General features: G+C 68.4%; 12 protein-coding genes and 1 pseudogene. 10 read left to right on the top strand and 3 right to left on the bottom strand.

The features are described from left to right. The first annotated feature begins 33 nt into the window (after nucleotides 1-33). Nucleotides 34-1,554 (top strand): IS66 family transposase, encoded by a 1,521-nt coding sequence (gene tnpC, locus QF040_RS07905; RefSeq protein ID WP_429614629.1) that lies wholly within the window; start codon nucleotides 34-36, stop codon nucleotides 1,552-1,554. Between the two features lie 73 nt (nucleotides 1,555-1,627). On the opposite strand, the gene QF040_RS07900 is transcribed toward tnpC, so the two are convergent. From QF040_RS07900 to QF040_RS07890, 3 genes and pseudogenes are all read right to left on the bottom strand, one after another. Continuing rightward, the gene (locus QF040_RS07900) at nucleotides 1,628-2,521 is read right to left on the bottom strand and encodes a CsgG/HfaB family protein (RefSeq protein ID WP_429610581.1); all 894 of its coding nucleotides are present in this window, start codon (nucleotides 2,519-2,521) and stop codon (nucleotides 1,628-1,630) included. Between the two features lie 151 nt (nucleotides 2,522-2,672). Continuing rightward, nucleotides 2,673-3,914 carry a hypothetical protein gene (locus QF040_RS07895; RefSeq protein ID WP_429610580.1) on the bottom strand — a complete coding sequence of 414 codons (1,242 nt, stop codon included), beginning with the start codon at nucleotides 3,912-3,914 and terminating at the stop codon, nucleotides 2,673-2,675. A 649-nt stretch (nucleotides 3,915-4,563) separates the two neighbouring features. Beyond that, nucleotides 4,564-4,719 (bottom strand): annotated as a pseudogene (locus tag QF040_RS07890) (IS5/IS1182 family transposase); the annotation flags it as partial. Between the two features lie 89 nt (nucleotides 4,720-4,808). On the opposite strand from QF040_RS07890, the gene QF040_RS07885 reads away from it, so the two are divergent. The 9 genes from QF040_RS07885 (at nucleotide 4,809) to QF040_RS07845 (ending at nucleotide 23,140) form a co-directional block, all read left to right on the top strand. Then, nucleotides 4,809-5,720, top strand: a complete 912-nt coding sequence (locus QF040_RS07885; protein ID WP_429610579.1) for a class I SAM-dependent methyltransferase — start codon at nucleotides 4,809-4,811, stop codon at nucleotides 5,718-5,720. 162 nt (nucleotides 5,721-5,882) lie between these two features. After that, nucleotides 5,883-6,617, top strand: a complete 735-nt coding sequence (locus tag QF040_RS07880; RefSeq protein WP_429610578.1) for a hypothetical protein — start codon at nucleotides 5,883-5,885, stop codon at nucleotides 6,615-6,617. A gap of 2 nt (nucleotides 6,618-6,619) precedes the next feature. Beyond that, a complete protein-coding gene (locus tag QF040_RS07875) occupies nucleotides 6,620-7,135 on the top strand; it encodes an RNA polymerase sigma factor (protein ID WP_429610577.1) in 516 nt (171 codons plus the stop codon). 99 nt (nucleotides 7,136-7,234) lie between these two features. Beyond that, nucleotides 7,235-8,221 carry a FecR family protein gene (locus QF040_RS07870; protein ID WP_429610576.1) on the top strand — a complete coding sequence of 329 codons (987 nt, stop codon included), beginning with the start codon at nucleotides 7,235-7,237 and terminating at the stop codon, nucleotides 8,219-8,221. Nucleotides 8,222-8,335: 114 nt separating this feature from the next. Then, a complete protein-coding gene (locus tag QF040_RS07865) occupies nucleotides 8,336-19,771 on the top strand; it encodes a filamentous haemagglutinin family protein (protein ID WP_429610575.1) in 11,436 nt (3,811 codons plus the stop codon). A 21-nt stretch (nucleotides 19,772-19,792) separates the two neighbouring features. Then, nucleotides 19,793-20,425: an RNA polymerase sigma factor gene (locus tag QF040_RS07860; protein ID WP_429610574.1), complete on the top strand. Its 633-nt coding sequence runs from the start codon at nucleotides 19,793-19,795 to the stop codon at nucleotides 20,423-20,425. 113 nt (nucleotides 20,426-20,538) lie between these two features. After that, nucleotides 20,539-21,264 (top strand): S1 family peptidase, encoded by a 726-nt coding sequence (locus QF040_RS07855; protein ID WP_429610573.1) that lies wholly within the window; start codon nucleotides 20,539-20,541, stop codon nucleotides 21,262-21,264. Nucleotides 21,265-21,285: 21 nt separating this feature from the next. After that, on the top strand, nucleotides 21,286-21,759 hold the full coding sequence (locus QF040_RS07850; protein ID WP_429610572.1) for a YbaB/EbfC family DNA-binding protein: 474 nt from the start codon (nucleotides 21,286-21,288) through the stop codon (nucleotides 21,757-21,759). Nucleotides 21,760-21,763: 4 nt separating this feature from the next. Continuing rightward, nucleotides 21,764-23,140, top strand: coding sequence for a trypsin-like peptidase domain-containing protein (locus QF040_RS07845; protein ID WP_429610571.1), 1,377 nt, complete (start codon nucleotides 21,764-21,766; stop codon nucleotides 23,138-23,140). Nucleotides 23,141-23,173: the final 33 nt, after the last annotated feature.

Raw genomic sequence — 23,173 nt, 5'->3', positions numbered from 1 at the left:
CTTGACCACCTGGACGCGCAGCAACTGCGCGAGATGGTCCTCTCCCTGAGGAGAGGGGCTGCAGCCGACAAGCTTGAGATCGCACGTCGCGACCACGAGATCGCGTTCAAGCAAGCGGCCATCGACAAGCTCACGCACGAGATGGCCGTGCTCAAGCGGTTGAAGTTCGCCGCCAAGTCCGAGGCCTTCAATGTCGAGCAGAAGAGCCTGCTGGAAGAAACCATCGATGCTGACTTGGCAGCGATGGAGCGTGAGCTGGAACAACTCGCGACCGGGCCGTCTGCGCAGCGTGAGAAGCAACAGCCCAAGCGCCAGGCACTGCCCGCGCACTTGCCGCGCCGGGAGATCCGCCACGAGCCCGAGAGCACCACCTGTGCATGCGGCTGCACCCTCCAGCGCATCGGCGAGGATGTGGCCGAGAAGCTCGACTACCGCCCTGGGGTGTTCAGCATTGAGCGTCACGTGCGCGGCAAATGGGTCTGCGCGAAGTGCGAGACGCTGGTGCAGGCGCCCGTTGCCCCGCACATCATCGACAAGGGCATCCCGACGGCGGGGCTGCTCTCGCAGGTGTTGGTGCGCAAGTACCTGGACCACTTGCCGCTGTACAGGCAGGAAGCCATCTTCGGTCGCGCGGGCCTCGCCATCCCGCGCTCGACGCTGGCCAGTTGGGTTGGGCAGTGCGGCGTGCAGCTACAGCCTCTGGTCGACGCGCTCAAGCGCGAGATGCTTCAAAGCCGCGTGCTGCATGCCGACGAGACGCCGGTGGCGATGCTCAAGCCCGGCCACGGCAAGACACACCGGGCTTACCTCTGGAGCTACTGCACGACCAGCTACAGCGCGTTGCGCGCGGTGGTGTTCGACTTCGCCGACAGCCGCGGCGGCCAGCATGCGCGCGCCTTCCTCGGGGTGCCGGGCGAGCATGGCTGGCGCGGCACACTGGTGTGCGACGACTTCAGTGGCTACAAGGCGTGCTTCGAGCTCGGCGTCACTGAGGCGGGCTGCTTGGCGCACGCAAGGCGCAAGTTCCACGAACTCTGGGCCAATCACGGCAGCCCGATCGGCGAGCAGGCACTGAAGTTCTTCGGCGAGCTCTACGCCGTCGAACGCGAGGTCGCCAAGCTTGAGCCTGAGGATCGAAGGCGAATACGACAAGAGAGGTCGCGCAAGGTGGCTGATGCCCTGCAGCAATGGCTCGCCGGGCAACGGCAGAGGGTGCCGGATGGTTCGGCCACGGCCAGAGCGATCGACTACAGCCTCAAGCGCTGGCAGGCGCTCACGCGCTACCTTGATGACGGCGATCTGCCGGCGGACAACAATTGGGTGGAGAACCAGATCCGCCCGATCGCCATCGGACGATCGAATTGGCTGTTCGCGGGATCGCTACGGGCAGGCCAGCGCGCGGCGGCCGTCATGAGCTTGATCCAGTCAGCGAAGCTCAATGGACATGAGCCGCACGCGTACCTCAGCGATGTCCTCGAGCGGCTGCCCACGCAGCCGGCCAGTCGCGTCGGAGAGTTGCTGCCGCATCGCTGGCAGCCAACCGCAGTGCGCTGATCGAAGGACCGTCGTCAAGACGGGATCACCGCGCGCTTACGGGGCTTCGGACGGAGCTCTATGTTCATTGGTGCTATTTGCGCCGCCCCTTCGCGCCGGGTGCGTTAGTCTGCGATGGGGCCACCCCACCGTCCACGCCGAGGCGGCCGCCACCGCCCAAGCCCTGGCCTTGAACGACCTGGGCTTTGTAGCTGCGCAATGAGCGCACCATCTGGTTGAACGAATCCATGAACGCCGCTGCGATCACCTTGCCTTGTGGTGTGCGGGTATAGCCCCCGATATTGCCGGAACCTCTGGAGCCGGCGAGTTCGAGCAGTCCCGAGAAGTCAGTCTTCGACGCGCTACCTTCGGCGGCGGCGACTTGCACGCCCGATCGATTGTCGATCAGCGTTAGCAGGGCGGAAGCTTCCTTAGTTTGGAGGTTGGCGCCGAGATTGGCGACAACGCGTCCGCGGCTCCCACCAATGAGCCCGCCCAGCGTGCCGCCAAGGCCGCCCGCATCGTTGTTGCTGAACACGATCTCCGGCGATAAGCCATAGTCGGAAGCCACCATTTGGCCGCGACCGAAATTACTGCCGCCACGCATTTCGCCCGACTGCATGAGTGCTCGCTCGCGCGTCATGGCGTTCATGCCGGCCGCGCCGCGCTCGACGACCACGAAGCAGTTCGACTGCTGTACCAGCAGGCGCAGCAGATTGGCGGTCGGCGGCAACCGGTACTCACCCGTGAGCACGGTGTACCAGCCTGCATTGACGTTTTCGATCAATGAGACTGTACCCAGTGGGGAGTCGCAGCGTTCGAGAGCACTGCTCTCACCAGATGACGCCGAGCCTGCGGCGCCGCCGGTTGCCACTGTCTTGGCGGAAGGAGAGCCCAACTGCATATCTAGGCCGGGCATGCTCTGGCAGCCTGCAAGCACCAGAAAAGCTGCCACTGCGACAGCCTTGGGAATCACGAGAGATTTCATGCAAGTCAACTTGAAGCACGATCGATCCGATTCGCACGAAGGTATCGGCGTCGGCATCGATCGGGAAAAAAAGCGCGCTGCACCATGCGCACACGTGTCACAGACGCGCACCGGCCGCGCTGAGCCTTGGCTTAAGCGAGCCGGTCGCAGCCTACTTGAACGACGAGCTCCACAGACTTTGTGGCGGGCTCACACCGGGCTGGTTGTCCTGACGCCAGACAGTGAGCGCCTTCAAGCTGTCATCCAGCCCCACCAGCGGACTACGCAAGGTGAGCCCAGGGCTCGCGGGTAGCGACACGATCTGCGTGGGTGTGCCCCATCCGCTGGCCGCTGCATAGGGCCGAGCCCAGATGTCGTAACTGTTGTCCGCATCGAGCGCCGCTCGCCAAGACACCATTGCGTCACCCTTGGTGTTGCAGGCGACCGACGCCTCGGGGACGATGAAACTCTGCGTCTCCGGAGGGATGCGCTCTGGGGCTGCCCAACCAGTACCCACCGTGAAGCGCGTCGCTGCGATCTGCCCGAGGTCGAACGGCTTCGTCACCAGCATGGCATTGCCGGCAGCATCGCTGCAGAGATCCGCGATAAAGCCATCCGCGCGGCCGATGGAGATGCTCGTCACGACCGTCGGCTGACTCCAGACGCCACCGGCAAAGCGGCTGGCGTAGGCATCAGTGCGCGTTCCGCCTGTCGTGCTGGCCTCCCAGACTGCAATAGCGTCACCGTTGGCGGCGATAGCGACGCGCGGGTTTTCGTAGGATCCCAGCGCTAGGTCCGCGTCGATTTCATGGCCCGTGCTCCAGCCCGAACCTTCGGTATATTCGCTGGCCAGCACGCGGTACTTGTTCGTGGAGTTGTTGTACTGCCTCCATACGGCGGTCGCCTTGGTGCCATCGGGCGCCGCGGCTAGACGGATATCGCGTGCTTCTGAACTGGCGCCCGGAAGAAAGCGTGCTGCCGGCTCCCAGACCCCGTTACGGTAGCGCTTGGCCCACGCGCCATCTGGAGCGTCAAAGATCGTTGCGACGGTAAAAGCATAAAGTGCGTTCCCGGCGTCGTCCAACGTGATCTGGTGCGCGGTCAGGTCCATCGAGAACCCGGCGTCCGGTATGTCGGTGGCGCCCAGCAGGTCCGTCGGCGCACTGTCCCAGACACCTGCCTTGTATCGAACCGACGCGATGTTGAAACCGCGCGATGTGCCGGAGACTGGTGCGCCTAACTGCACCCAGACCACGATCGCTTCGCCGTTGGCATTGATTGCCACTTCGGGGCTGCCTGCGCTGTTGGTTCCCGAGAGATTGAACGCGACTGGGGCTCCCCAGCCCGTTGTAGGAGAGTAGGCCCGGGCGTGCACGCTCGACAATTCGCCGGCGTCGGTGGAGCGATCTTCCATCCACACTGCGACCGCAGTTCCATTTGGCGACACGGCGATGCGGTGCTTGGTGACATCTTGAGCGTCGGCCTCTACCAGTTCGGGCGCACTCCAATTTCCCGAGATCGGCGCTGGAGCGGGAGCAGGTGCCGGTGGAGCGGGGGGTGGAACTGGGGCCGGCGCCGGCGGTGCTGACCCGCTACCACCATCGACCGGCGGGGTGAGTGGGAAGCCTCCGTATGTCCCACCTCCTCCGCCTCCGCATGCAGCCAACACCGCGGCCGCAACAACGGTAATCCCGCCCATGGTCCAAGAATTCTTTCTCATTAAAACCTTCCTGTTGAAAATCGATCAGCAGACTCCGTATGGTCCGCGGGGACTATAGGAAGGAAGGGAGGGTTGATCTAAGTGCCGAAAGTAACCATCGCAACGCGTGTCACCGAAGTGATCTGTTTGGCCGACGCCCGGGTTGTCAACGAGCATGGTGTTCGTGACTGATCGATTTGCAAGAAGCGTCCCGGACTTCATCATTCCGGCTTTCGCCGGGCGACATCTAGGAAACGTCTGATCAAGTCGTAGATTGGCTTGTCGGCGAAGGTGCGTTTGGCCCATTGCGTTCGCAGGCTCATCTCACCGGAATCCCATGCCTTTGAGAGCCCCTGTGGCCCATTCACGCTGCCTGCGGGCGCACCTGCCGCATCATCGCAATCAGTTTCCTTCTGGCCATCCACCGGTTCGACAGCGGAAACAGCGTGATCACATGCGCCGTGTTCTTGGCCAGCCCCTTGAGCCTCACCTTCGCGAGGCCGAACTGCCGCTTGATCACGCCAAGCGATTTGATGAAGGTTGTGTGACAAACGGCATTCGAGGCGCCCGCCGTCCGTCTACACAAGACCCCTGAAACGACCAACCATCATGACACTCATAGGCATTGAGCCCAACATGGCGATGTTCATTCGCCCCAAGCGCCTTGTCGACAGTGCCTGGATCGGACATGCGCCATTCGCCGCCTGGCTGACTGCCATGGCTCGGCCGAGACGGTTCGTCGAATTAGGAACGCACCGAGGGATGTCTTATTCCACCTTCTGCCAGACGGTCCTCGCCGAGCAACTCCTCACGAAGTGCCATGCGGTAGACACCTGGCAGGGCGACGAGCACTCGGGTGCCTATGGCGAGGACGTGTACGAGGACCTCTCGAGCTTCAACGCCCGCCACTTCGCGGGCTTCTCGCATTTGATGCGCACCGGTTTCGACGAGGCGGTCTTGTCATTTGCGGACGGCTCGATCGACCTGCTGCACATTGACGGCCTGCACACCTATGAGGCCGTCCGGCATGATTTCGAGACTTGGCTGCCCAAGCTCTCCGACCGCGCCATCGTGTTGTTCCACGACACGGCGGTCCGCGAGCGGGGCTTCGGCGTTTGGCGCTATTGGAACGAGATCTCCTTGCGCTATCCGCACTTCGAATTCGAGCACGCGTCGGGCCTGGGAGTGCTGCAGGTCGGCACGGAGGTCGCGACAAGCATTCGGCAACTGCTGGATTTGGGGCAGGACGTCGAGGGTGCGCGCCGTGTCAAGGCGATCTTCAGCGGACTGGGCGACGCCATCGTGCAGCGTCACGAACTTGAAAATGCGTCTCGTCCGCCTGTTCATGGCGCAGCTGTGTCCGTTGAGCTTCAGGCCCGGGCGCTGGCCGTGGTGAATGGGGCGCTCGCGTACAGGCTCGCGCAGTCCGAATCGATGGTGCGGCGGCTGGCCGGATCGTTTTCGTGGCGCGTAACGCGGCCGCTTAGGGCGGTGCGCGGGCTATTCAAATGGCGGTACTGAACACTATCGTTGCAACAAGGCCGTCACACCCCGGTGACAGCATGCAAGTTTCCCGAATGGCGTGCACTCCTTGCCGACTCGATTTTTCCCCTTGCCATGGCCGCTGCAGCGAGACAGCCATGCCCATGCGCGCGGCGCTGCGGCGCGCCGGGATTGAGCCGCGTGCGGTTGCGTACCGTCGGCGTTACATGCCGCAAGGCGGCGCTCTGCGGCACGGTGCTGTTCCAGCTCGCCGGTCCGGCTTGGTCGGCTGACGCCCCCGCGCAGCCGCTGCAGGACGGTGAGCCTACGGCGGACCGCACTCCTCAGGCGGCCGATCAGCCGCTGGAGTTCGATATCCCCGCGCTCGCGTTGGGCGATGCACTCAAGCGCTATGCCGCGTTGACACGACAGCCCGCGCTCTTTCGCAGCGAAATGCTGCTCGAACTGACGTCGTCCGCCGTGCACGGCCTGTATGCGCCCGACGCCGCCCTCGAGCTGCTGCTGGAAGGCACAGGCCTGGTGGCCGAGAAGGTCCACACGGGTTCCGGCGTCACGCTGGCGCTGAAGCCGGTCGGCCTTGCGGCGGCGACCCCGCGCGCCGCCAGCCTCGGCAACCTGTCGGGCTACCCGAGCTTGGTGCAGGCACAGGTCTGGGAGGCACTATGCGACGACGCCCGCACGCGGCCGGGAACGTACCGTTCTCTTCTGCGTCTGGAGGTGGACCGTACGGGCCAGGTCCGACGGCCGCGCCTGCTCGGACCGAGCGGCGATGCCTCTAGGGACGCTGCGCTACTGAAGGTCCTTCAAGGCGTGCACCTTGCGCACGTTCCACCGCCGGACCTGCCGCAGCCCCTGACCCTGCTCATCCTGCCTACGGATTCCCGCGGTGGACCGCGATGCCGCGGAGCATCCTGACCGTGACCGAAGACACACGCCCCGTCTTGATGGACTACCTGTCCAGGCACTACGACCTTCTCAAGCGCCAGTTGGGGCGCGCGTTGCGCAATACGGACTTGGCTGAGGACGCGCTGCACGACACATGGCTGCGTGTGCACGAACAGGGCAAGAGCGAGCAGGATCCGATCCGCAGGCCCGGCGGCTACCTTGTGCGCATGGCCTTCAACATCGCGCTGGACATCCAGCGCCGCCAGAGCCGCAATATTCCGCTCGACGAGATCGATGCGCTGATGGAGCTCGCCGACACGGCGCCCGGCCCGGCCCGGAGCGCCGAGGCGCGTTCTCAGCTCGATGCAGTGGTCAGGCTGCTGGACCGTATGCCCGCGCGGCGGCGCGAGGTGGTCGTGCTGGTGCACATGGAGGGGCTCACCCAGCCGGAGGCGGCCAGGCGGCTAGGCGTTTCGCTGCGTACGGTCGAGTACGAACTCAAGCATGCGCACGATTACTTGAGCGCCAGGATGGGCGATGACAAATAAATTTTGCGGGATACCGGGGGGGCTGTTCGTCGTAGGGGGTGAAGAACCGATTCGCCCTCGTCGTCCCTACCACGCACTGTGCAACGGGCGCATGACACCATGATCCCATCCCCCGACAAGGTCGCTGACGAACCGAGCCAGCAGGCCTGGGGTTGGCTGCGCCTGTTCCATTCGGGCGCGGTCAAGCCGCAGGATGCCGAGCGTTTCAAGCGCTGGCTGGCCGGTAACCCGGCGCATGCCGCGGCCTTCAGCGAGGCGAAGGCGCAATGGGCCGAGATGGGCCCGGCGTCCGCCAGGCTGCTTCGTTCCAACCCCGAGGCGGCGGCGTTCCATGCGCGCCACCTGCGCAAGCCGGCTCTGCCGCGCCGGGCTTTCCTTGGTGCTGCAATGAGCGCGGCCGCGGTGGCCGGCGTGGCCGTGTTCCATCCGCCCGCGGGCCTGTGGCCGGCGCCGGCCGAGTGGGGCGCCGACTACCGCACTGCCACGGGCGAGCAGCTCGTGGTGGGATTGACGGACGGCGTCCAGATCACACTCAACACCCAGACCCGCATCCGTCGCCAGACGTCGGGCGACGAGACCACGGGGATCGACCTGCTCGCGGGCGAAGCGGCCATCGACCTGCCGGGCGGTGGCGGCCGGCCCTTTGGCGTCGCCGCCGGCGTCGGCCGCAGCGTGGCCGACGCAGGGCGCTTCGAGGTTCGCCACTTAGAAGCAAAGGTCTGCGTGACCTGTATCGAGGGCGCAGTGCGCGTGGAGCATCCCGCGGGGACGCGCGAGCTGCGGGCCCATCAGCAGGCTGTCTACGACGGCAATGCGTTGAGCAGCGTGGCCCTGGTCGCAACGGCGCATCTTTCCGCCTGGCGCAAGGGCGAGCTGGTGTTCACGCAGACCCGGCTCACCGACGTGCTCGACGAGATCAACCGCTACCGGCCCGGCCGCGTGATGCTGATGAACGCCGCAGCGCGCAACCGACCGGTAACCGGCAGCTTCTACATCGCGTCGCTGGACCTGGCGTTGGCACAGCTGCAGCACGCCTTCGATCTCGACGCCCGTTCGCTGCCGGGCGGGGTGATCGTCCTGAGTTGATGGGCTGGCCCGCGCCCAGGTGCCGGCGCGCAAGAGCGCGGAAAAATAAGTTGCGGGGTGGTGGGGCGCCCGTTCGTCGTAGTGCATCGACTCAACATTCGGGCGGAACCACAGATGAGCACACGCGGACCCCAGCGCGCAGCAACCACGGCGAAGAACGGGATGCAGGAGCAGAAGACGTTGCGGGGGCGGCCGTTGCGCATGGCGCCGATCGCGCGTGCCATCGCCATGACCCTGGCTGCCAACGGTGTGCTCATGAATGCGCAGGCGCAGCAGGCCTTCAGCGGCGCCTGGTTCGCGGCCAAAAATGTGACGCAGAGCACCGCAACGGCCACCGGCCGGCTGCCCAACGGCATGCCGGCTTCGATGCTCACCAACCCGCTGGAGCAACGCAAGGCGGGCGAGCAGTTGCAGCGCTCGATCGGCAACCTCAACATGGCCGCGCGCGGCATCGCCGCGCAGCAGGCGGCGCAGGAGGCCGCGCGACAGGCGGCGCTGAATGGCGGTTCGGACATTCCCGACGGCTTGGCCGACGGCGGCCTGAAGGTGGACACGAACAGCCTCACCGCGGGCTGGCTCAACGCCAAGGGGCCGGTGCAGAGCGCCGCGGCCGGCCGCACGGTGGTGGGCATCGAGCAGACCGGCGAGAAGGCGATCCTGAACTGGGAGAGCTTCAACGTGGGCAAGAACACCACGGTGCAGTTCGACCAGAAGGGCGGGGCGAAGCCGGACGGCACCAACGCATGGATTGCGCTGAACCGCATCAACGACCCCAGCGGCAGACCCAGCCAGATCGCGGGGCAGATCAAGGCGGACGGCTCGGTCTATCTCGTCAACCGCAATGGCATCGTCTTCACCGGCTCCAGCCAGGTGAACACGCGCTCACTGGTGGCCTCGAGCCTTTCGCTCTCGGACAAGCAGTTCAAGCTGGGCATCAACAACGCGCAGGTGCTGTCCAACCAGGGCAACGATTTCCCCATTCCGCAGTTCGGCGAGTTCACATCCGCGCGGCCCGAGATCTATGGCGACAACGGCTTCAAGGCCGGCGTCGGCGGCGCGCCCGACCGCATGGGCAACGTGGACCGCTTCGATCCCGGCGCGGCGCCCGGCGAGGTCAAGGTTGACGCTGGCGCGCAGCTTGCTGCAGACAGCGGCGGCAAGGTCATGCTGTTCGCGCCCAAGGTTCGTAACGCCGGGCGTATATCGGCACCCGACGGCCAGGTCATCCTCGCGGCCGGCGAGAACATCTACCTGAAGACGCCCTCGGCGCAGGACCCGAACGCGCCCCGCGGCCTGGACGTAGCCGCCTCGGCCGTGCCCGGCTGGGCCTTCACCGGCGGGCAGGTGCAGGGTGCGCTCGAGCTGTCTCCGGTCTATGCCGACGCCAGCTTCGTCAGCGGTCTGCGCGACGTGGTCATGCCCGAGATGGCCGCGCGCGCCAAGTCGGTGGGCTACGAGGTGGTCAACACCGGCACCGTGCAGGCCGACCGCGGCAACATCACGCTGCAGGCGCAGGACGTTCGCCAGTCGGGCGTGCTGAGCTCGACCACCGCGTTGAACAACCGCAACGGCTCGATCCTGCTGCGCGCCTGGGGCCTGGGCACCCACATGTACGCGGACGGCGTGAACGACCTGATCAACTGGTCGGCCGGCACGCTGACGCTGGGCGAAGGCAGCATCGCGCAGGTGTTGCCCGACACCTCGGACACCAGCGAGATCGAGGCGTCCGCTCTCGCCACGCGCTACCAGCCCGGCCGCGTGAGCCTCTACGGGCAGTTGATCGACATCCGGTCGAAGGCCGGCGTACTGGTGCCGGCGGGAACCATCAAGATCGAATCGGCGGTGAACCCGCTGTTCACGGTGTTCCCGTATTTCAAGCCCGGCAGCCTGGGCGACGCGAGCCGCATCTATCTGGACAGCGAGGCCTTCCTGAGCGTGGCCGGCCTGCAGGGCATGCAGGTGAACATGTCGCGCAACTTCATCGAGGCCGAGCTGCGCATCAACGAGCTGCGCGACTCGCCGCTCCTGCTCGATTCGTGGGTGCGCGGCAAGAAGGTGATCGTCGACCGGCGCGTCGGCGGCGTGTTCAGGGACGGGCCGATGGCGGGCGTACAGTGGGTGCTCGGCCCCGACGGCGTCACCTACATTCCCGGCGCCTGGGTGGGTACGCCGCTTGCCGACGTGAGCGGCTGGGTGGGCGTGGGCAAGACCGACCTGCGCGAGCTCTCGGCCGATGCGGGCAGCATCGATCTGCGCGCGGGCGGCTCGGTGATCACGCGCGCGGGATCGACGCTCGACGTGTCCGGCGGCTCGGTGCGCTACACCGACGGCATGAACACGGCGACCAAGCTCATGGGCGCCGACGGCCGCGTGCACACGATGGATCGGGCCATGTCCGACGCCGACTACACCGGCATCGCGGGCGAGTTCAACAACGTGCACGCACGCTGGGGCGTGAAGAACGCCTGGCGCACCCCGCTCATCGGCGCCGACTACAAGGAAGCCGGCTACACCGAAGGGCGCAAGGCAGGCGGCGTGCAGATCCACGCGGGCGATGCCATGGTGCTCGAGGGCGACATCCTGGGCGGCGTGGTGGTGGGCGAGCGCCAGTCGCAGAACCCGGGCGGCAACAAGGGCGGGCGGCTGGAGTTGGGCGAGAACACGCCGGATGGCCGCCCGTGGTCGCCAGGCACCATCGTCGTGAGCCATGACCCGAAGCGGCTCGCGCAGGACTTCGATGCGAAAGCCAAGCTGGGCGAAGACTTCTACGTACAGCTCAAGCCGGACGAGCAGAAATCGCGCAAGCTCACCTTCCTGTCGGACGACATGCTCAGCGATTCGGGCATGGGCACCATCGTGCTGAACACCATCAACGGCGACTTCGAACTCGCCAGCGGCGCCGTGCTGAACCTGTCGCCGGGCGCATCGCTCGCGGTGGCCGGCACCGAGGGCTCGACGAACGACATCCGCATCAACGGGCAGATCCGTGCGCCGGGCGGGCAGATCGGGCTTGCGTCGGCCAACGGAAAGCTCGAAGTCGGCGAGCAAGGTCGGTTGGACGCCAGCGGCCAGTGGATCAACACCTGGCGCGACGGCGCCTTGCGCGGTGCCTGGGCGATGGATGGGGGCGCGATCACGGTCAATGTCGGAAAAATTTCGGCCCACAAAGATGCCGTGTTCGATGTGTCGGGCGGCGGCCGCGTCGATCCCGGCAAGAAGGGCCTGCCGACGCTGCGTGTGGGCGATGCGGGTTCCATCTCGCTGACCGGCGTGACGCCCGACCTGGACCTTGGCGCGCTGAACCTGCGCGCCCATGCGGCCGGCTCGGCGGGCAGCCTGTCGATCCAGACCGCCTCGGCGGTGCAGGTCGGCGGCGCGCCGACCGGTTCGCCGGTGGACGAGACCACCGCTGCGCTGCTGCTGCCGGCCACGCTCTTCGGCGAGCGCGGGTTCGGAAAAGTCTCCGTCTCGGTGAGCGGCGAAGGCAATGGCATCGTGGTGCCTGAAGGCGTGACGGTTTCGCAACTGGCCACGAGCCTCGATCTGACCGGCTTCGCCTGGCGTGACCTCCCGAGTGGCCGCAACCTGGCCGATGCGGCGCCCGCTGGCGTGCTGCGGCCCGAGGAGCGCGCGGCGCGCGACTCCGCATCGCTGATGCTCGGCGCCGAAAACGGCCCGATCCGCGTCGCGCGGGGCGCCACGGTGCGCACCGACACCGGCGCCAGTCTGTCGCTGAACGCCGGCGGCGAACTGGGCACGCTGACGGTCGCCGGGCGGCTGGACGCACCCGCGGGGCGCATCGCGCTGAGCAGCCGCGAGGTCACCCTCGAAGCCGGCGGTGAACTGCTGGCGCGCGGCGTGCCGCTGATCCACCTCGACAACACCGGCCGCCGCGTGGGGGAGGTGCGCGACGGCGGCACGGTGTCGATCCAGGCGGGCGAGCTGCGGCTGGAGAAAGATGCGCTCATCGACGTGTCCGGCGCCACCGGCACGATCGACGGCGTCGCCGATGCCGGCCCCTCGGGCACCCGGGTGCCCAGGCCCGCGCAGCCGATCGTGTTGGACAGCAACGGCGGCCTGATCGAGATCACCGGCAAGGGCCTGGTGGAAAGCACGATGCTGGGCAAGGCGGGCGGCCCCGGCGGCGTCGGCGGCCGCATCCGCCTGAACATGAATGCGCCGTCCGGTCCGAACGGCTCGCCGCTGGAGCAGCTCCAGCGCACGCTGCAGGACCCGGACTGCTTCGGGCTCTTCGTGGACGGCGCGTGCAGCGACTGGAAGCAGGGCCTGGACTACGACTGGGCGCCGGGCCTGCGCAGCTATGGCTACGAGGTCGACGGCCCGATGATCCTGCCGTCCTCGCTGCTCGCGCATCTGGCGGACGTCAAGGAACTGGTGGTGTCCGACCAACTGGGCTCGCCCGGTGTGGCCGGCCCGCTCGATCCGGCGCAGTTCGGCCTGTCCCCGCAAGCGCTGGACCTGTTCCGCGACGCGCTCCTGTCGAGCGACCTGCTGCGCGACGTGCTGCAAAAGCCCGGCCAGCAGTTCGCACTGACGGTGCGCCCGCAGGCGTTCAAGGACGGCGGCTTTGCCGATCTGGCGCTGGTCAATGCCTCGCAAGGCGCGATTCGCCTGGATAACGCAGACCTCGCGTTGGGCCGCTCGATCTCGCTGCAGGGGACGATCGTCGGGCACGCGGCCTCGTCGTCATCGCTGCGCGCGCCGCGCATCGTGCTCGCGGCCGCGCCCGGCGCCTCGCCGGCGCCGGCATCGGCCGCAGCGCAGGGCCCCGCGGCGGCAGTGGGGCAACTCACGCTGGCCGGCTCGCTGATCGACATCTCTGCATCGGAGGATCCGAACCAGTTCCAGGCCGGTGCCGTTCGCATCACCGGATTCGGCCGCACGGTGCTCGAAGCCGGCGAAATCCGCATGGGCGGTGCGCTGCCTTCGCAGATCAGCGAAGAAACCCGGTTGCAGGTCAACCTGGACGTCGACGGCCATCTGCTGCTGAAGGCCGGCCAGGTGTATCCGACGACCGCGATGACCGGCGTGATCCGCGCGGGTGACTCGATCACCATCGAGCGCCTGGGCGATGCCGGCGGCGCGCCCCTGTCGGCCGGCGGCAGTCTGCGCCTGGAAGCGCCGGTGATCGCGCAGAACGGCGTGCTGCGCGCGCCCTTCGGCCAGATCGAACTGGACGCGGGCGAGCGCCTGTCGCTGGGCGCGGGGAGCCTCACGTCGGTGTCGGGGGCTGGTCTGGCCGTGCCCTACGGCACGCTGTCCAACAACGAGCATTGGCACGACCCGTCCAAGGGGAGCGACGTCACCAACCCATCGAGCGGCTCGCTGACGGCGCCGCCCGAAAAACGCATCACCATGAAGTCGCCCGACGTGGCGCTGGCGCAGGGCGCGGTGGTGGACATCGCGGGCGGCGGCGACCTGCATGCCTCCGAATTCGTGCCGGGGCCGGGTGGCTCGCACGACGTGCTGAACATGCCGGGCATGTACGCGATCCTGCCCGGGCAGGCCGGCGCGGCGCCCGCGGGTGGTGCCCAGGCGGGGCAGCGCGTCTGGCTCGCCGGTGGCCCCGGTCTTGCGGCCGGCTGGTACACCCTGCTGCCCGCGCGCTATGCGCTGCTGCCGGGTGCCTTCGCGGTGCAGGCGACGGGCAAGACATGGGACGGCGCGCCCGCGCCCGCCATCCGCGCACCGGACGGCAGTCTGGTCATGCAGGGCAAGGGCGGCAACACCTACGGCGGCAACCACGATGCGCAGGCCACGGCCTGGCGCGTGATGTCCGGCGGCACGCTGCGCCGCTACACCGAATACAACGAGGCCACGGCCAACGACTTCTTCTCGTCCGAGGCCTTCAAGCTCACGCAGTACCGTCTCACAGGCCAGAACGTGGTCACGCCGCGCCTGCCGCGCGACGGCGGCGCGGTCGTGTTCGACGCGGGCCGCCGGCTCGTGCTGGACGGCACGCTGCGCTCGGCGCCCGATGCGGGCGGGCGCGGCGGGCTGGTCGATATCGCTGGCAAGAAGATCGCCATCGTCGGCAGCGGGCAGGACGGTGCCAGCCTGCAGGCCGACGGCTACCTGGTCATCGATTCGGCGAGCCTGTCGAACTTCGGCGCAAGCAGCTTGCTGGTGGGCGGCAAGCGCCAGGGTAATGCGCTCGGCCTGGAACTGGACGTGACCGCGACCGACATCGTCGTGCGCAACAACGAGGGCTCCGAGCTGTTCGGCCCCGAAATCATTCTCGCCGCCAGCGAGCAAGTGGCTATCGAAGGGGGAAGCCGCGTCAGCGCGAAGGGCGCAGGCGGGCGCGGGTCCGGCAGCCTGGTCATGAAGCCCAGAGTGGCGGCGGTCTACGCCGACCCGGACGGCAATCCGGACGACAACAACGACGGCGTGATCGACGCCAAGGACGCGGTGGACGACGTGCTCGTCACGGCCGCCAGGGACTGGGGCGCGCTGGTTCGCGTGAGCACCGGTGATGCGGTCAAGGTCATTCGCCAGGGCGTGGACACCTCGCGCGGGGGGCTGGTCTCCATCGGCGCGGGCGCCGTCGTCAACGGCGACGCGGCCCTGCTGATCGATGCGACGCGCACGACGGAACTGGCGGCCTCGGCGCAGATCGCCGGCACCGACCTGTCGGTGGCGGCCGGCCGCATCGGTTTTGGCGGCGGCACCGAAGGCATGGTGCTGGACAGCGGCGCGCTGGCGCAACTGGCCCACTCGACGCGGCTGACGCTGCGCAGCTATACCGACTTCGACTTCTACGGCTCGCTCGACCTGGGCGCGGCCGGCCTGAAATCGCTGACCTTCGACGGCGCCGCATTCGTCGGCCGCGGCGCGGGCGACGTGACGATCAAGGGCGACAGCATCGCACTCGTCAACAGCGGCGGCGGTACGGGCGCGTCGGCCGGCACGGGGGCGGGCGGCCTCACGCTGGACGCGGCCACGCTAGTGCTGGGCGCGGGCCAGAAGACTTTCTCGGGCTTCGGCGCGGTGACGCTGGCGGGCCGCAACGCGATCGTCGGCGAGGGCGCGGGCGGCATCGACACCGGCGCCGCGGCGCTGACCCTGAACACGCCGCTGCTCACTGGCCGCGGCGGCGCGGTGCAGCGCATTGCCACGGGCGGCGCATTGCAGGTCGTCGCGTCGCCGGAGGCTGCGACCGCACCGTTCGACCTGCAGGACAGCCTGGGTCTGCGCCTGGGCCTCAGTGGTCGCAGCATCGCCTTTGGCGGCCGGGCGGTGGCCCGGGGCGGCAGCATCGACATGACGGCCACTGGCGGCAGCCTGGTCGTGAGCGAGGGCGCGATGATCGATGTGGGCGGCTCGGCCAAGCAGTTCTTCGACGTGGCCGAATACGCGGACGCGGGCCGCATCGGCCTGTCGGCGGTCGGCGGCGACGTGCGGCTGGAGGCCGGCAGTCGCCTCAACCTGGCCGCGCACCCGGACGGCGGCGATGCCGGCACGCTGAGCCTGGCCGCATCGCAGGGCGGCACGGTGGTGCTCGACGGGGTGATCGCGGCGCAGGCCGGCACGAACGGCAATGGCGGCGGCAAGGCCGGCAGCTTCGCCCTCGACATCGAGGCGCTGCCCGACTTCGCGGGCTTCAGCCAGCGGCTGAACGACGCCGGCTTCAACCGCTCGCGCCAGTTCCGCATCCGACAGGGCAACGTGGTACTGGGCGGCCTCACGACGGTCGAGGACTTCGGCCTGACGGCCGACCGCGGCAGCATCGACATTTCCGGCACGGTGGATGCCCGCTCGGCCTACGGCGGCGTCATCCGCATCACCGCCGGCGGCGGCGTGGCGATGCAGGCCGGCGCGCAGCTGCTCGCCGGTGCGACCGGCGAACTTGGCACCGGCCGCGTGACGCTGGAGGCGGCCGGCGGGCAACTGAACCTGCAAGGCGGCCTGATCGACGTGGCCGGCAACGAAGGTGGCAAGGTGCGCCTGCGCGCGCAACAGAATGCCGCGCACGACGACCTCGCGGTCACCGCGCTGAACATCTCCGTCACCGGCGCGCGCTCCGCGGTGCTGGAGGGCGTGAGCGTCTACGACGTGAAGGACTACGACGGCGCCACGGTCGATTCCGTCAAGGCCGACGCCATCGCGGACGCTGCGCGTTTCCGTGCCGCGTCGACCGCGGTGGCTGGCCGGCTGGGGACCGGGCTGGCCGTGATGCCGGGCATCGAGATCCGCAGCGCGGGCGACCTCGCGCTGAACAGCGACTGGAATCTGTTCAGCGACTTCTCCGGCGCGCGCGAAGGCACGCTGGCCTTGCGGGCCGGCGGCAACCTCGCGATCAACGGCCATCTGAGCGACGGCTTCGATGCGGCCGACCGCAGCGGCCTGCTGCAGGCGGGCCCGTCGTGGAATCTGCGGCTGGTGGCCGGCGGTGAGCTGGCCTCGGCCGACGCGATGGCGCTCAAGCCGCTCGCGGCGCAGGCCGCGGGCAAGGGATCGATCACCGTGGGCACGGCCAACACCGCCGTTCCCACCGACAGCGACCCCACGCCGGACAACGGCGCGGGCAAGCTCGTGCGCACCGGCACCGGCGACCTCGAGGTGCGCGCGGGCCGCGACCTCACGCTGGCGCACAAGGAATCGGTGGTCTATACCGCCGGGCGCAAGGACACCACAGCCTGGAGCGACTTCTCCACCGCCAATCCGAATGCGAGCTACGGTGTGGAAGGCGGCAATCTCGCCATCGGCGCGCAGGGCAGCATCGAGGCCGTGCCGTCGGGCCAGCACTTCACCGAATGGCTCAACCGGCAGGGCAACCTCAACGCCGAATTCTTCTTCGGCGAGTACACCAACGGCGAGCACGGCGTGCGCCCGGACGGCACCTACGGCCCCATCCTTCACGCGCCCGAGCAATCGAGCTGGTGGATCGACTACGCGCGCTTCCAGCAGGGCGTGGGCGCGCTGGGCGGCGGCAACGTCAGCGTGGATGCGGGCGGCGACCTGCGCAACCTGCTGGTCGCCCTGCCCACGAACATGCGCATGCGCGGCGGCCGCTCCGCGAGCGAAGCGATGACCATGGAAATGCGCAACGGCGGCGCCATGACGGTGCAGGCCGGCGATGCAATCCGCGGCGGCCAGTACTACGTGGCGCGCGGCGCGGGCGATATCCGCGCCGGCGAGACGGCGGTCGGTCACACGTTCGTGCTGACCCGCGACGACAACAACGGCGGCCTCACCAAGTCGAGCTACACGGTGGCGCCGGTGCTCGCGCTGGGCGACGCCACGCTGAGCCTGCGCACGGCGGGCGACCTGCGTCTGCAGACGGTGATCGACCCGCTGCTCGTGACCTACGGCGAAGGCTTGCGCAGCGACGGCCAGTTGCTGAACTACGGTGCCTACATGAGCGGCTACACCGACCGCAGCGCGCTCAGGCTGGTGTCAACCGGCGGCAACATCACCTTCGTGAACCGCGCGGAGTTCATCTTCCGCGACCTGGTGCTCAACAGCTTCGACACCGACACGCTGGTGGGCTTCGGCGGCAACCGGTATCCGGCGCGGTTCTCGACGGCCGCGCTGAATGGCGGCATCGCCATCGACGGGCCGCTGTACGTGCTGCCGGGCACCACCAACGACGTGCGGATGGTGGCGAAGAACGACATCCGCTTCGATGCGCAGCTCGTCATGGCCTACGCGACCCCGGCGATGATGTCCTCGGCCTTCATGCCGGGCGGTTCGAACTCGCCGTTCAACCAGATGAACATGGAGGACCTGCTGGACAACCTGATCAATCCGCTTGTTTCTTCACCCGTCAACAACGCTTACCTGCGCAGCGTGCACAACCCCGAGGTGCTGCCGCTGGCCAACGACTTCGAGCCCAGCCGCATCTATGCATCGCAGGGCTCCATCGTCGGGCTCGACGTGAAGGCCAATGAGCAGACCTGGGTGCGCGCGGGCACCGACATCCGCGGGCTTCGCATGGCGGGCCGCAACCTGCGCGGCTCCGACGTCACGCTGCTGGAAGCGGGCAACGACATCCTGGCGATGGAAAGCGTGAGGCCACTCAACCGCGACAACGAACTCGGCCTGGGCCTGACCGGCAACATCGAGATGCAGGGGCCCGGCACGCTGGTGCTGGCTGCCGGCCGCGACCTGTACGCCGACAACCTGCAGGTGCAGACGCTGGGCAACCAGCGCTACGACGCGAACAACCGCGCGCGGCCCGAGACGCAGATCAAGGGCCTGCCGGAGCACGGCGCCACCATCACCGCCATGGCCGGGCTGAACCACGCGGTGGGCTACGAGGCATTCACGGCCGCCTACCTCGATCCGTCGAAGGTCGCATCCATGCCCGACTATCTGAAGGCCAGAGGCGCGGACGGCAGCGTGCTGCCCATCTACCTGGTGGACCAGCTCGAAACGCGCGCGGGCGGACAGGAAAAGACCGTGCGCCGCGGCCTCGTGTCGTACATGTCGGACATGACCGGCGAAAAGCTCGAGCCGCTCGATGCCTGGGCGCGGTTCCAGCAGTTGCCCCAGCTCGCGCAGCAGCAGTTCCTGCGGCAGATCTACCTGCTCGAACTGCGCGAAGCGGGGCGAGACCAGAACGAGCCGGGCACCGGCGGCCTGCCGCGCAACGGCGGCTACAACCGCGGTTACGCGGCCATCGAGACGCTGTTTCCGGGCGACGCATGGAAGGGCGACGTGGCGGCCAACAAGCTGATGCTGCGCACCATGGCCGGCGGTGACATCGACGTGCTCACGCCCGGTGGCGGCGTGCAGGTGGCGGCGCTGGGCGCCACGGTGCCGGCCGGCTATGGCCTGGTGACGCTGGCCTCGGGGCACATCGGCATCGCCGCCAGGCACGACGTCACGGTGAACCAGTCGCGCATCCTGTCCTTCGTGCCCGAAGTGACGAAGCAGGGCAGTGACCAGATCATCTGGGCCACCGTCGGCGACATCGATGCCGGGCGCGGCGCCAAGACCCTGCGCGTGCCCTCGGCGCCCGAGGTGTCCACCGATCTGGACGGCGTGACGGTGGTGCGCGAGAAGTCGGACATGAGCGGCAGCGGCATCGGCACCGTGGGCGACGGCGACGTTGACCTCGTGGCGCCGGGGGGCACGGTGAACGCGGGCGATGCCGGCCTGCGCGTGGCGGGCAACCTGAACATCGCGGCGCTGCAGGTGCTCAACGCGGACAACATCCAGGTCAAGGGCGAGACCAAGGGCCTGCCGGTGATCGCGGCCGTGAACATCGGCGCGCTGACCAACGCCAGTGCGGCGGCGGCGCAGGCGACCGCGGCCGCGCAGGACATGTTGCAGCGCGAGCGCGCGGCCGCACGGCAGGCGCTGCCTTCGGTCTTCACGGTGCGCGTGCTCGGCTTCGGCAACGAGCCCGCGCAAGGCGGGGGCGACGCGCCGCAGAGTCGCACGGGGCCGGCATCCGGTCCGCAGGCGGTCTACGACCCGATGAACCCGGTGCAGGTGGTCGGCATGGGCCGCAAGATCGACCCGAAGCAATGGGTGAATCTGCGCAGCGACGAGCTTCGTCGCCTGCAGCAGGACCGGTAGGCCGGCAGGGGGAGATGCGTCATGGCATTGATGAGCGTCCTTTGCGAACCGGCGTCGCCTGGCGACGGCGCGGCCAACGAACCGCTGGACGAGGCGCAGCGCCGCCTCGCGCTGCAGGGTTTTCTCTGTGCGAACTACGACGGACTGCGGCGCAGGCTGACCCGCCATCTCGGCTGCGCCGACATGGCCAGCGAATGCCTGCACGATGCCTGGCTGCGGCTGGGCCAACTGGAGGCGCAGGCGCCGGTGCAGAACCCAAGTGCCTACGTTTACCGTGTGGCTTGCAACGTCGCCATGGATCGCATGCGCGGCAACCGGTCGTGGCAGTACCCGTGCAACGCCGACAGCGAGATCGAGCAGCTTGCCGACGACACCCCCGGCCCCGACCGCATCGCGCAGGCCCGCTCCGAGGTGGCAGCCGTGCAGCGTGCCATGGACCGCCTGCCGCGCCGCCATCGCTCGGTGCTGGTCGCGCTGCGCATCGACGAGATGACCCGCGAGGAGGTCGCGAGCCGCTACGCGCTGTCGCTGCGCGGCGTGGACACCGCCTTGCGCCAAGCGTTGGACTATTGCGCCGGGCATAGCGGCCGGCAGGTGCTGGCGGGTGTGAGCGCCCCGCGGCGCGCGCTGCGCCCCGCGGACGGCCCTGCGTGAAATTTTTGTGACAAACGGCAGTCCGGCGTGTTGCGAATCGTCTCCTCGCAAGGGCCGCGCAACCGCCGACGCCATCCGCAGCCTGTTCAAACACACCCATGTCCTTTGCCGCCTTGCTTTCCCGCCACCGACTGCCGGTGTTGGCGGGGCCGTGCCTTGTTCTCGCGCTTGCTGCGGCTCATGCCCAGACTGCGGGCCCGCCCGACACCAACGCCAGCGGCGTCTTCCTGAACGCCGCGGGCGACGTGCTGACCGCGCGGCACGCGGTGTCGGATTGCCGCTCCCTGTTCGCCGTCAAGGGCGCGCAGGTGGCTGAGGCCACGGTGGTGGCCGCGAGCCCGGAGCTCGACCTCGCGGTGCTGCGCACGACGCTCAAGCCGTACCTGCACGCGACGCTCGCGTTTGGCGATGCCGCGCCCGGCCACAGCGTCGGCGTGTTCGCCGAAGCGTATGCCGTGCTGCAGCGCTCGAGCGGGCGCGCGACGCTGCTGAGTAACGCGCTGACCGTGCCGGGCGCCGAAGGGCTGCAGTTGCTCTCGGGCATGAAGCCCGGCGCCAGCGGCAGCGCGGTGCTGGGCACCGACGGCTTGTTGCTCGGCGTGGTGGTGGAACGCGTGGCGGCCGCGCCGCATGCCGGGGGCATGGTGCTCAGCCGCACTGTGTCATCGGCGTCGGCAGCCGGCGCCACGCAGGTTCGCGCGGTGCCGACGTCACAGGTGCGTCAGTTTCTCCGTGCTCACGACATCGCTTTCTCGGAGAGCGGTAGCCCGCAACTGAGCTCCATGCAATCGCCGGCTGCGCGCGCTTCGACCCTTTCGGTCGGCGTGCTCTGCGGCTGAGCTTTCTTTCAAAAGACCGCCATGAACGCTTCTTCCAAAACATCGCCCGGCCGAGGCCGCCTGCGCCATGCCCTGAGCTGGGTGGGCTTGGCCTTGGGCCTCGCCAGCGCCGCAGTGCCCGTAGCCGCAACGGCGCAGACACAGCAACTGCAGGTGCCGCAGCACTGGATCAGCTACGCCACCCTTGCCGGCAACCAGTTGCAGGCGTCGCTCAGCAATCCTGCCGACGACACGGTGATCCGCCTGCACGCCTCCATGCAGTCGCGCATGCTCAAGGAAGGCCAGCCCGTGCCGCCCGCTCCGGTGGTGGTCCGCGTGTGGGTGACGCCCACCGGCAGGATCGAGCGCGTGGCCTTCGACTCGCTCGGCGATGCGCAGGCAGACACCGACCTGCGCACGCTGCTCACCGCCGAGACACTGGCCGAGCCGCCGCCGCGTGACATGCGCCAGCCAATGGTGCTGCAGCTGGCACTGAGCTTCGTCACGTCCGGTTGAGGCGATGAACATCTCGCGCGTTAGCGCCTTGGCGGTGGTTCTCGCTTGCCTGGCGCCCGGCCCACCGCTTCATGCGGCGATGCCGTGGCCAGGCTCCGGCCTCTCGCAGCTTGTGAAGGCCTACGGGCCGGCCGTGGTCCACATCGGCGTCGAGCGGCCTTCGGCGCCAGCGCGGCGCTTCAGCGACCGCTGGTTCTTTCCGCTGCCCAGCGCCCAGCCGCAGCCCGCCGAGGCCGATGAGAGCAGCCTGGGCACTGGCTTCCTCGTGAGCGCGGACGGGCTCATCCTGACCAATGCGCACGTGGTAGCGCGCGGCACGCAGATCACAGTCAAGCTGCCCGACCGGCGCGAGTTCAACGCGCGCCTGGTAGGCCTCGACGCGGTGGCCGACGTGGCGCTACTCAAGATCGACGCCGTCGGCCTGCCCACGGTGCGCATCGGTGAGCCGTCGAGCGTGGAGGCCGGTGACGGCGTGGTCGCTATCGGCTCGCCCTACGGCTTCGGCAACTCCGTCACGGCCGGCATCGTGAGCGCCAAGGGGCGCCTGCTGCCGGGTGCGGAGTACATGCAGTTCTTGCAGACCGACGTACCCATCAACCCCGGCAACTCGGGCGGGCCGCTGTTCAATCTGCGCGGCGAGGTCATCGGCATCAACTCGCGCATCTACAGCCGCAGCGGCGGCTACCAGGGCCTGTCGTTCGCCATTCCGATCGACACGGCCATGCGCATCAAGGACCAACTGCTGTCCACTGGCACCGTCACACGCGGGCGCATCGGCGTTTCGGTGCAGGAGGTAGGGCAGGCGCTGGCCGACACTTTTCGCCTGTCGCGGCCGGCTGGCGCGCTGGTGAACTACGTAGAGCCGCGCGGCGCGGCCAGCGCCGGCGGGCTGAGGCCGGGCGACGTGATTCTGTCCGTGCAGGGGCGCGACGTGGTGCAGGCGGCCGACGCGCTGGGTTTCATCGCCGAGCAGGTGCCCGGCGAGACGATTCGTCTCAAGGTGTGGCGCGAGCGCAGCGAGCAGGTGCTCGAAATGCGCGTGGACGGATTCGATACACCGCGTCTCCCCGCAACCGTCCCCGGCGTGGCGTCGGCACCGTCGCGTCTAGGCTTCGCTGTGCGACCGTTGTCCCCGGCCGAGCGGCAGTTCTTGCACGTGGAAGGCGGGCTGCTGGTGCAGCGCGTGAACGCGGCGGCCTCGCGCGCGGGCGTGCAGCCGGGCGACCTGATCCTGGCCCTCAACGGCCAGCACATCGACAGCGCGCAGGCGCTGGTGCAGGAGCTGGACGGAACCGACGGCGCGGCGGCATTGCTAGTGCAGCGCGGCGGCACGCGCATCTTCGTTCCGATCTGCGCTCGCGCGGGCATGCCGCGGTGCTAAGTACGCTGCTGCGCGCAGCCAGCACTTCTGCGC

The sequence above is a fragment of the Variovorax sp. W2I14 genome, from assembly GCF_050435205.1.
GTDB classification, from domain to species: domain Bacteria; phylum Pseudomonadota; class Gammaproteobacteria; order Burkholderiales; family Burkholderiaceae_C; genus Variovorax; species Variovorax paradoxus_C.
The sequence above is the reverse complement of the archived record's forward strand: the minus strand, read 5'-3'. Positions and strand labels throughout refer to the sequence as shown.